At 24.1% G+C, this 10,372-nt stretch carries 12 protein-coding genes and 1 tRNA gene; 7 read left to right on the plus strand and 6 right to left on the minus strand.

Annotated elements, in window-relative coordinates; genetic code table 11:
* Positions 1-267: 267 nt before the first annotated feature.
* The 3 genes from L8W57_RS05025 (at position 268) to L8W57_RS05035 (ending at position 1,224) form a co-directional block, all read left to right on the plus strand.
* A complete protein-coding gene (locus L8W57_RS05025) occupies positions 268-390 on the plus strand; it encodes a recombinase RecT (protein ID WP_263662152.1) in 123 nt (40 codons plus the stop codon).
* 8 nt (positions 391-398) lie between these two features.
* Positions 399-629 (plus strand): recombinase RecT, encoded by a 231-nt coding sequence (locus tag L8W57_RS05030; protein ID WP_263662145.1) that lies wholly within the window; start codon positions 399-401, stop codon positions 627-629.
* A gap of 100 nt (positions 630-729) precedes the next feature.
* The gene (locus tag L8W57_RS05035) at positions 730-1,224 is read left to right on the plus strand and encodes a hypothetical protein (protein ID WP_263662146.1); all 495 of its coding nucleotides are present in this window, start codon (positions 730-732) and stop codon (positions 1,222-1,224) included.
* A gap of 74 nt (positions 1,225-1,298) precedes the next feature.
* Here the strand turns inward: L8W57_RS05035 and L8W57_RS05040 are convergent, their stop codons facing one another.
* From L8W57_RS05040 to L8W57_RS05060, 5 genes are all read right to left on the minus strand, one after another.
* On the minus strand, positions 1,299-3,122 hold the full coding sequence (locus L8W57_RS05040) for a DUF262 domain-containing protein (RefSeq protein ID WP_263662147.1): 1,824 nt from the start codon (positions 3,120-3,122) through the stop codon (positions 1,299-1,301).
* Positions 3,123-3,168: 46 nt separating this feature from the next.
* Positions 3,169-3,495: a hypothetical protein gene (locus L8W57_RS05045; RefSeq protein WP_263662148.1), complete on the minus strand. Its 327-nt coding sequence runs from the start codon at positions 3,493-3,495 to the stop codon at positions 3,169-3,171.
* A gap of 397 nt (positions 3,496-3,892) precedes the next feature.
* A complete protein-coding gene (locus L8W57_RS05050; RefSeq protein ID WP_263662149.1) occupies positions 3,893-4,954 on the minus strand; it encodes a macro domain-containing protein in 1,062 nt (353 codons plus the stop codon).
* Complete coding sequence (locus tag L8W57_RS05055; RefSeq protein ID WP_263662150.1) at positions 4,947-5,624, minus strand: DUF4433 domain-containing protein; 678 nt, start codon at positions 5,622-5,624, stop codon at positions 4,947-4,949. The genes L8W57_RS05050 and L8W57_RS05055 overlap by 8 nt, the downstream gene beginning before the upstream one ends.
* Before the next feature lie 320 nt (positions 5,625-5,944).
* Positions 5,945-6,616: a helix-turn-helix domain-containing protein gene (locus L8W57_RS05060; RefSeq protein ID WP_220568124.1), complete on the minus strand. Its 672-nt coding sequence runs from the start codon at positions 6,614-6,616 to the stop codon at positions 5,945-5,947.
* Positions 6,617-6,700: 84 nt separating this feature from the next.
* Between L8W57_RS05060 and L8W57_RS05065 the strand changes: the two genes are divergently transcribed.
* Together L8W57_RS05065 and L8W57_RS05070 are read left to right on the plus strand one after the other, a co-directional pair.
* The gene (locus L8W57_RS05065; protein ID WP_263662151.1) at positions 6,701-7,633 is read left to right on the plus strand and encodes an AAA family ATPase; all 933 of its coding nucleotides are present in this window, start codon (positions 6,701-6,703) and stop codon (positions 7,631-7,633) included.
* Complete coding sequence (locus tag L8W57_RS05070; protein WP_167333027.1) at positions 7,633-7,911, plus strand: helix-turn-helix domain-containing protein; 279 nt, start codon at positions 7,633-7,635, stop codon at positions 7,909-7,911. The genes L8W57_RS05065 and L8W57_RS05070 overlap by 1 nt, the downstream gene beginning before the upstream one ends.
* A gap of 44 nt (positions 7,912-7,955) precedes the next feature.
* Here L8W57_RS05070 and L8W57_RS05075 read toward each other — a convergent pair whose 3' ends face one another.
* Positions 7,956-9,086 (minus strand): tyrosine-type recombinase/integrase, encoded by a 1,131-nt coding sequence (locus L8W57_RS05075; RefSeq protein WP_144623897.1) that lies wholly within the window; start codon positions 9,084-9,086, stop codon positions 7,956-7,958.
* Positions 9,087-9,193: 107 nt separating this feature from the next.
* Between L8W57_RS05075 and L8W57_RS05080 the strand changes: the two genes are divergently transcribed.
* Together L8W57_RS05080 and L8W57_RS05085 are read left to right on the plus strand one after the other, a co-directional pair.
* Positions 9,194-9,370 (plus strand) — tRNA-Leu (locus L8W57_RS05080).
* A gap of 195 nt (positions 9,371-9,565) precedes the next feature.
* Positions 9,566-10,249 (plus strand): hypothetical protein, encoded by a 684-nt coding sequence (locus L8W57_RS05085; RefSeq protein WP_133318984.1) that lies wholly within the window; start codon positions 9,566-9,568, stop codon positions 10,247-10,249.
* Positions 10,250-10,372 lie beyond the last annotated feature (123 nt).

A 10,372-nucleotide genomic window follows, 5' to 3' on the forward strand; every position in this document is an offset into this window, starting at 1 on the left:
TAGGATTATTTATAAATAGTCTTTATGGTTTGCAAATGGGCGATAGTTGCACCATCATCGATCTTTCTTAAAGATTGATCTTTTTTTGAAAGAAAATAAGAGAGAATGGATGGTTATAATATAGCTATTTTAATTTGGTGCTATCACTCTTATTTTTGGCACATTGGTTTTAACAGCTCATTATTTTAACGATAAATATACTAATGAAAGAAAAAGTTAGTCTTTAGCTTTTAACACACTCTATAAGTTGGGAGTAATAAAACAGAAATAAAATATTGTCTTAGTGTTGCAACTAAATATGGTCTAGATCCTTTCTTACGCCAAGTATTTTTTGTTCCTCGTAGGGCAAAAGTTACAAAAAATGGTAAATATGTGTGGGTTGAAAAATAGAACCTTTAGTGGGTAGAGATGGCTTTTTAGCTATTGCTCGCAAAAGCGGAAAATTTGGTGGTATTCGTTCTTATAGCGAGATTAAAAACTATCCAAAATTAGTGAATAATCAATGGCAATACGCTCAAGATTTGGTTGCAATTTGTGAAGTTTATAGAACTGTTGGCGATAAACCTTTTATAGTTGAAGTTGCATATAGTGAATATGCGCAAAAAACATTGAAAATGCCTACAATCTAGTATAAAATATAAAACAGCTTAATATAAGTTAAATACAAAAGCTTGATATATAGAATAAATAACCTATCACAAATTGTGTTATAATGACAAAGGATTAAATATGCAAGGAAATATTATGGCCCAGCAAAAAGAGTATATACTTAATGAAGGTTTTAAAGCTTTATTAGAAAGTATTTTTTCTAATCCTGAACAATCACAAAAATTAATTAAAGCTTTTGAAGAGCTTGTTAATGGTAGAGCAACTACTCAAAGATTGAATTTTGAAAATCTTAAAAATCAAACTATAGAAGAAATAAGACAAGAGCTTGTAAGTAAAGATTTATTTCAATCAGAGATTAAAAGATTGGAAAGTTTAATTTATTCTGAAGTTGCAAGACTAGAAGGAATTATTAACACCAAAATAGCTGAAATTAAAACTGAAATAGCTGAAATTAAAACTGAAATAGCTGAAATTAAAACTGAATTCTCAGAACAAATTTCTAGCGCTAAGCAAAAAGCACTTTATTGGCTTTTAGGTACTGCAGTAGCAACTACAGTAACTATACTTTCAAGCGTTTGGATTATGATGAATTTTATGCTAGAAAGCTTAAAATAAAAATTATTTAAAGTTTTTACTATATCTTGTTGATATATATTTTATAGTTAGGATAACATAGTTATCCTATGAATTTAAGTAATGTTTTTCATATAATCATAAATTAAAGCTGTTCGACTAATAATAAAATTCTCAAAATCATCATTTAATAAATATTCAACCATATCTTTTGTTATAAAATGTGTTTCTAAATCTTTAAAAAATTGTTCTTGTTGATTATCTTGTATTTTTTTATTTAGCAACTCTTTTATATATGTGCTTGGATTTTTATTATTGATTTTATTATTAGATTCTTTTGTAATAAGTGCTATATTTGCTATATTATTAATTATATTATCATTAGATGAGATAAAATTTTTAGATATCTCTTTTCCTATATTAGAATTTATAGGAAAAATATGATGTTCTTCTAAAAAAATTTTTTTAGTTCCATCTTTTGAAGGTATAATTCCTGAGTAAAAATCTCTAGGTTGTTTGCTTTTAAATAATACAATCATTGTTTTATATATCTGTTCAGATTTTTTATTATAATAACAGTTAAAGATATTTGAAATACTATTTTGCTGTTTGATGTATTCAAAACTTCTTGAATTATCTGCTTTCATCAATAATAAAGCATTATCTAGAGAGTTTTCATTTTCCACAACTCTTTTAAAATCTCTTTCTATTCTTTCGTTTTGCGAACCAGGGTATCTGTTAAAAATAATTGTATTCCAATACCATTTTTTTAGAAAATCTCTATATTTAACATCTGTCTCTTTTTCTGAAAATTTAGTCAGAAAAGCTGTAACAAATTTAGCAATTGGTTGATACTTGTTTTGTTCTTCTATATCTATATAAAAATCTTTTTCCATAATTTCGGTAAGTCTTTTTAATATAAAGTGCAAGTGTTTAATATTGTTAATAAATTCATCTGTTGTTATTTTCAGTACTTCTTTGGCTTTAAATTTTTGATTTATAATAATCATAATTAAATATAAAATTGTTCCTTCATCAAAATTCTTTTGTTCCCTTAAATCTTCTATTTTTTCTAAATTTTTAAAATAATTATTATCAATGCTTTTTAGATTAGAAGTAATCATTTTAAAAAAACTTCTTAAGTCAAAATAACCTTCGTTGTATTTTTTATATGTTTTTGCAACCATAATGTCAAATATGGAAAGTTTAGTATTTTTTGTATTGATTCTTTCAAATACCTCCAAAACGGCATTTAAATCCCCTTTTTGTTCTATATCTACGACTTTTCTATTTAAAATTTTTTCTTTTAAAATATTTAATTTTTGAGTATATTCATATAAAATTCTATATTTACTATCATCATTTGGTAAATATAAAGCTTGTTCTAGTTGCTGTTGGTTTAAAAACACATGTTTCAACTTGATAAATCTTATGCCAAATTTATTTATTAGCTGATTATTGTGTTCTAAATCCATTAACTTGTAATGTTGCTCTGTTCCTTCTGCGTAAATTATTTCATCATCAAAGATCCATCTTTCTTCTGCTTCATCTCCTTCGTATGCACTATCCCAATACAGATTTATAGGTTTTGATTTTGTTTTGTTATTTCCTTTAAATATTTCTTTATCAGTGAAAGCGTAAGTTAATGCTGTGGTTCGTTGTTGCCCATCTAATAAGTATGTTATTTCATCATTTTCATTTTGTCTATCAGGAATTTTAATATCTTTTATACTTCCGCCAACTCTTCTTCTTGCAAGTTCATTTTTTCCTTTCCAAGATAAAATACTACTAATTGTGTAGTTGTGGAACAAACTATCGATGAGTAACCTTATTTGATTGTTATCCCATACAAATGGTCGTTGAAATTCTGGTAGCCAAATTTTTTCAGCAAATGCTTCTTTGATTAAGTCTTCAATTTTCTTATCTTCATTTATTATCATAATTTAATCCTTGTATTTGTTTAATTTATAATAGCATTGTTTTTAATTATTCTGGCTTAAAACCTATTATTTTTGCCATTATACCCCTATAGCTTTCAAAACTATTCATTGCTTGCATATTGCTAACTCTAAGAAGTCTAACTTTGTGATCTTGTTTGTAAAAAACTTTAAAAACACAACCACTTTCTTTATGTTTTACCATATCATCTAAACCACATTTTTCTATAAACTTATAATCTTTAGCAAAAACTTCATTTTCTACATCAAATAAATCTTGAGAATAGCCATTAGGATTAGCTGGATCATAAGTATAAGAACTTACTACACATTCTCTCATAGCTTTTTGTATTTCTTCTTGGGATAATTTTTCCATTTTACTTCCTTTTTTATATTGTGAGAGCTTATTTTAATTTTTATATTCTTTTAAAACTTTAATTCTCTATTTTACACATAGTTTTTTCATACTTATCAAAATTTTAAAGGTTTCATATTCTCTATTTTTCATTTTTTATAAAGCTTTTTGTTTTTTCTCTTCTAGAAATATTTTTTTAAAACTATTTATTTTTTCTTATGTTTTTTGATTGATTTTTAGTGATTTCTTTCATTGTTTTTCTTAATCTATTAATAAAATTAATATATTCTTAATTTTAAATATCTTTTAAATACTTTTAAGTTTTTGAATATTTATAAAAATTTATTTATCAAAGAGAATATATAAGATATTCATTCCTCTTTATCTTACAACAAAATATTATCTTTTTTGCATCTAGTTAATAATATATTACTCCAAAGAGGTCTTCTTTTAATATCCCTTTTGATTTTAACCATTCTATATTTTCTAATATATTTTTTTTGTCATATAAATATGGATATTTTTTTGGATATTTTTCTAAAAAAAACATCACTATATCATTTGCCGACATTTTATTATGCATCATTAATATATGCAATATGGTTGCTACAACTTCTAGTTGTTTTATATCTTTCATACTGTTACAAAATTCACTAACTAAAGGAATATAATCTTTAAATTTTTCTATTTTCTCAATATTTTTTTCGCTGACAATTTCTTTAAGCATAAGATTTGCAATTTTTTCACCATCTTTTTTTGTTTTTTTGCAACCATGAAATTCAAAGTACTCAGCTACAGTTTTTCGAACTATTTCTACAGGATAAGAATATGGCCCAAAGTTAAAAGGTTCAAATTTAAAAAATTCTCTTTTTGAGAAGAAATTAAGAAAAAACATTGCTTTTTGTATTATAAGTTCTTTATGGAACTTTGATTCACTTTTAATTTTTAATTTGTTCATTATTTCAAGGAATATATAATGAGATGCTGAAATTTTAGGAGAAATTGTTATTTTATGTGATGATTGGAAATTATTTATGGGTTTATATATTAAAATACTTATATCGTTTGATAAATCAGATAAATAAGTTTCAATTAAAGGTTTTACATTTTCCCAATGAAGACCTCCGTTACCACAGCCAAGAGGAGGTATGGCTATGGAATTAATATTCCTTTGAATTATCTCATTTTTTAATGAATTTAAACCAGATTCTATATATTCAATTTTTGATTTTTCTTTCCAATTCGCCTTAGTTGGAAAGTTGATAATTGTTTTACCGTTTTCTTCAAATACAAAAACTTTTCCTATATCTATTTCTTTATTTTTGCAAGCTTTAGCATAAGTTTCATAATTCAATGGAAATTTTTTTTTAAACTGATATGCAATGCCTTTACCCATAAATCCGTTAAGATTAACAGTATTTACGAGTGCTTGTTGTTTTGAATTTAGCAAATCTCCTATTGTATACTTAATATTACTCATTTTTGTTTTTACTATTTTCCGCCATTAAAAAATCTTTTGCATCTATATAAAACTTGCCATTTAACTCTTTTTTTATTTTTTCAAATTTATTAACTTCACTAGAAGGAATCCATATGCTTTGAATATTCTCATGTGTTATAGTTTCTGGATATAAAGCTTCGCTCATGCACATTTGTTTACAAGCTTCATCAGTATAGTTTCTTTCTTCCATTAATTCCCAATTTATTTTATCAAAACCCTTATCCCAATCATAAAGCTTATTTGAGTCTCTATCTATTAAGTCATTTATTTTTAAACCACCCAAAATCATACTGTTTAAAACTGGAATATTTAAAGGATGTCCAACTATTATTTTACAATCATTTTTTATGACTTCTCTACTAACACAAATATATGCAAAGTCTTTATCAGGATAGGCTTTTCTTACACTTCCATCATAGGGTCCATTGGATATAAAATGAAAAGGAACATAATCAGTAAGTTTCATTTTACTTCTTTTGTTGATAATATCAGAATTTGCTGTATCTATAAATTTTTCTTTATCAAGGTTACTTCTTGGTTTTAAACCATTTCTAATTATACTTTCTAAATTTTCTAATGGTGTTAGATGATATAAAAGCTTCCCATCTTTAATATTTACTCTTTTAATTTTTTCTGGTATATTATTCACATTTAACCTTTTAACCCTCCTTATTTTCTGATATTATATCCAAAAGATATAAAAAAGAAATATAAAATTTCATTTTAGTAGATTACTCATTCTATATTATTTATCATAAACACTAAATAATAACCAAACAATAATCGCCAGATAATTCAAAAATTATTTTATATTTTAATTTATTTAATTAATATAGATAATAAAATAGTAAGCTCAATAAGCACTTAATTATATCAATATGTATATTCTTTGTTATACAAAATATAAATTAATAGAAACTATAAGTATCAATTTTTACTACTACTGCAAATTTTATAATATCTTATATATTATATTTTAACCAAATTTCTATTGATAATATTCAATTCTTCTTCAATAATTTTTAACACTTTTTCCTTTAAATCATTAAATAAAATTTGAATTTCTAAATCATCTAAATTACTCAATACCCAAGACACAAGTCTATCCATATCATCTTTTTTAAGTGCTAATAAATGCTTTATTTCTATTTTTTTAGGCAAGGTAAAATCTGATATTATGTCTATAAAATCTTGTTTATTTTTTGGAGTGTTTTCTATTTTATTAATATACAAAATAAAATAATATAGAAGAACTAACATTCTTTCTCCATTTCCATTCCAAGCTTCTGAAAATTTCTGAATAAAAGTTTTTCCTTTTACTGTCCTAACAAGAGAAGTTATTTTTTTAATTCTTAAATTTTTTAAAATTTCTTGCATAGATTCTTCATAGCCTAGCTCCAAACACAATCTATTGATATGTTTTTTGCATTCATTTTCTTTATAATCTTGCGCTCCAAATATTAATTCATCTGAACTAAATCCAAATTTCTTACACAATATTTCAATAATATCTATACTAGGTTTTGAGGCATTTGTTTCCCAAAGACTAATGGTTGATTGTTGTACATTTAAAATTTCAGCTAAGTCTTTTTGCGTAATATTATTTTCTTTTCTAAGAGATTTTAGATTTTCTCCAAACATCAGCACTCCTTTTAAATATTACAAAATTATAACATAAAAATTAAAAAATAATGTATAATATCAAAAAAAAATATAAGGATAAAAATGGAATTTGAAAAATATATTGTAAAATCAATAGATTTTCAAACTTTAAATCCTCAGGAATGGTTTATCAAAAATTTAATACCCAAGCGTTCTTTGGGTGTTCTATATGGCTCTAGTGGTTCTGGAAAAACACTAATAGCCATTTATTTAATAAAAAATATATTAAAAGATCATAATATTAAAATTTCATATATCAATGCGGACATGGATCTTTTAAATTTAAAAAATTATGGTATTGATGAATTAAAGAATAATTTTAAAGAAAAATTCGAATGCTTAAATATAGTTGGATGTGACAATAAATATCAAATCTATAAGGATTATCTAGAAAGTTTTTCAAAAACTAACTTGAATAATATTTTTATAGTCGATTCTTTTAACTCTATTTATCCAAAAATAGGTAATTTGCTAAATTTAAATGTTCTATATAAAATAGAACAAAAACTTAGAAGCAGAGGAGCTACATTTTTATTTATACATCATACAAACAAAAAGGGAATTTTTGGCGATTCTCAACAAATAGTAGATTATGCTGATTATACTTTTCAATGTTTTTCAAATTTAGAAAAAAAATCTATTTTGTTGGTACCAAAGAAATCAAGCAGATATGAATCATTAAAAGACAAAGCTTTTCTCTTTGATGGATTAAAAATTATTGGAACAACAGAAGTCGAAGAGATGATATTGAGTGAATTTGAAAGTAAATTTATTGATTTGGTTTTTGAAATTTTAAAAATAGGAACTATAAAACAAAATGAACTAATAGATATTGTTTATAGAGATAGAAGAACCCGTTTTGGAAAAAATAGAATTAGAATTCTATTACAAAAGCATGCTAAAAATCCTAATGGAAAATGGTGTATGAAACAAGAACCTTGTGACAATAATTCTATTTATTACTATCTTAGAAAAAATAAAAATGAGGAAAAATAATGGATATGGATAATATAGTAATTTGCAAAGCTAGTGATCTTGAAGATATTTTTAAAAAGATTTTAAAAGAAAATGAATTAATCAAGAATAAAACTGATGAAAATTTAAATGTACAACAGGCTTCAAATTATTTAAAAATAAGCACTTCAAAACTTTACAAAGATTGTAATTTAGGAAAAGTTCCTTTTTGTAAAATTGGCAAAAAACTTGTTTTTAAAAAAGATGATCTTGATGAATATTTAAAACTTAATAGCTCTAAAAATAGTTTAAAATTTTAATCATACTTAACAAAAAACCGAAAAACCTAAAAAACCATTGTAAATTAGTGTTTTTCAGTTTTAAAATTACTAAAAATAGCATTTAAAGTATTATTAATAGTTTCATTTTTAATATTTGCATATCTTTTTGTAACTCCTATGCTTGAATGTCCTAATGTTTCTCCAATGGCTTCTAAAGATATACCCATATTAATACCTATATATCCTATTAAATGTCTTAAGTCATGTAATCTAATAGGAGTTTTTAATTTTTGATTTATTTTATCCCAATGCCATCTTATATCTTTATAAGGGTTTCCATCTTCTTTAATAAAAATATATCCTTTATTTTTTACTCCAATGCTTTTTAAAGCTTCTATTTGTAAAGAACTTAACGGAAATTGTAAGTTTTTCCTTGATTTGTTTTGGCTTGAAGGTAAAAAATAAATTTTATTAGCAAAGTCAATATTGTCCCATTTTAATGTAAGAACTTCACTTTTTCTTCTTCCATGTAAAAGAAATATAAACATAGCTCGTATCATTAAATTTTCATAATTTATAATAGCTTTATAAAGAGCATTTCTATCCTCATCATCAATAGTAAAATATCTTTTGTTGTCAAATTTTTGTATCTCTATTTCTCTTGCTATATTTTTTTCTATATAATCATTTTTAATAGCAAATTCAAATACTGGAGAAAGTATGTCTTTTATTGTTTTTGTTGTCCTTGGAGATTTGCCTTGATCAATCATTTTATTGACAATATTTTGCATATCTTTTAATTTGACTTGTTTTATTTTGATGTTTCCTATAACATCTTTTATATGTGCATTATATGAAAATATGGTTACCTCATAATGTTTTTTAGAAATAGTATTTTTTCGCATACTAATCCATTCTTCAAACACTTCATTTAGTTTAGGTTCTTTAATTTTAAATTTCTTTGCAAATTTTCCATTAATTCTTTGCAAGGCAATTAACTCACAATTCTTTTTAAGGGTCTGGGTGTTATTTAAAATAGGAAATATCTCATAACTTGATTTTTTTCCTTCATAATATCTTATAGCTAATTCGTATGGTATAGTTAATCTTCTTTGCAATTCTACTAAGCTAATTTCTTTTATATCCTCTAATTTCTTATCTTTGTCTATAAAATATATACCCTTATATTCTTTTATTTTTACTAGATTTTTCAAGATATTCCTTTTTTGCTTTTAATTTACGCAGAAAATTTTATTATTTTTTACATAATATAAAATTAAAAATATACTAAAAATAGTATCTCAAATGGATTTTAGTGGTAGCGGTTTTGGTAGCGGTTTTTTTCTCAAAATGGTATAAAATAATACTATTTTTAAGATAAACTTAAACAATAAAACGCCTATTTTTCAATACTTTGATAAAAAATGATAACAAAACGCATTAGGCTTAGGATCTGGTGCAGCAATGCGTGAAGGTTCAAGTCCTTTCATCCGCACCACTAATTTAGATTTTACTCAAATATGAAAACCTATATATAATTTATTTTTAGTTGCACAAAATAATATTTTAATTAAAATATATTGCAAATATTAGGAATATATCATGGTAAATATATCAAGTTAAAATTATCGAAAATTTTTGCAAGGATAAATTTAAAAAAGATACAAGGCTAAAGGATTTTTTTCATATCTTTTTGGCACAAAATTTAGAAATTTATACCAATATAGAAGACCAAAATTATGCCAAAGGTACAATACTAATATATAAAATTTTTGATATATGTATAAAAGATGGAGTTTTCGTAGGTCAAGAGTATTGTCAATTTAAAAAAAGTGTGATAGATTATATAGTTGCATATACTGATGAAAATATGAATGATGGTAAAATATCGCAACTATTAAGAGGTGGTTTTACATTAAAAATAGATAAATCAAATTGTTATGATAATCCAGATATTAAAGTTGTGTTTTCAGAAAAAGGCTTTTTGTTTCAGGCTAAATTTAACAATTGTGAAAGTAAATTTAAAGATACAATGACTATGTTTGCACTTTCTTTGGCTTATCGTGAGAAAATGGAGTATTATTTGAATTTGACTTCAAGTATTATAGATAAAGAAAACTACCATGATGTTATTGATATTAAAAAAGATTTTTATGTTTTTAATTTGAAATATTTTTTTAGCAACCCAATACATTATAACTACCAACAAAAACATACAATATGGAAAATTATATTTCATTATTATAATATTTTAGAGCAACATCAAGAATTAAAAATTCAAATAGAAAATCTTGTTGATATTTTGCATATTGAGCAAAATCAAGAAGAAGATAAAAAGGAAAAAATAAAAGAGAATAAAAGAAAAAAATTGAAATGATTTTTTTAATTATCGGTGCTTTTGTTACTTTAGCTTCGCTAGTTAGTGTATACAAAGATGCTATGGAATTACTTGGTTAAAGTTATAGTATCACTTGTTTTGTGTTTTACTAAAATTTAACTC

The organism is Campylobacter sp. IFREMER_LSEM_CL1890 (assembly GCF_025772045.1).
GTDB classification, from domain to species: domain Bacteria; phylum Campylobacterota; class Campylobacteria; order Campylobacterales; family Campylobacteraceae; genus Campylobacter_D; species Campylobacter_D lari_D.

Excerpts from the sequence above, each read along its gene's own strand:
- L8W57_RS05060 (WP_220568124.1), bottom strand. The coding sequence starts at position 6,616 with ATGTTTGGAGAAAATCTAAAATCTCTTAGAAAAGAAAATAATATTACG.
- L8W57_RS05065 (WP_263662151.1), top strand. The coding sequence starts at position 6,701 with ATGGAATTTGAAAAATATATTGTAAAATCAATAGATTTTCAAACTTTA.
- L8W57_RS05050 (WP_263662149.1), bottom strand. The coding sequence starts at position 4,954 with ATGAGTAATATTAAGTATACAATAGGAGATTTGCTAAATTCAAAACAA.
- L8W57_RS05040 (WP_263662147.1), bottom strand. The coding sequence starts at position 3,122 with ATGATAATAAATGAAGATAAGAAAATTGAAGACTTAATCAAAGAAGCA.
- L8W57_RS05035 (WP_263662146.1), top strand. The coding sequence starts at position 730 with ATGCAAGGAAATATTATGGCCCAGCAAAAAGAGTATATACTTAATGAA.
- L8W57_RS05070 (WP_167333027.1), top strand. The coding sequence starts at position 7,633 with ATGGATATGGATAATATAGTAATTTGCAAAGCTAGTGATCTTGAAGAT.
- L8W57_RS05045 (WP_263662148.1), bottom strand. The coding sequence starts at position 3,495 with ATGGAAAAATTATCCCAAGAAGAAATACAAAAAGCTATGAGAGAATGT.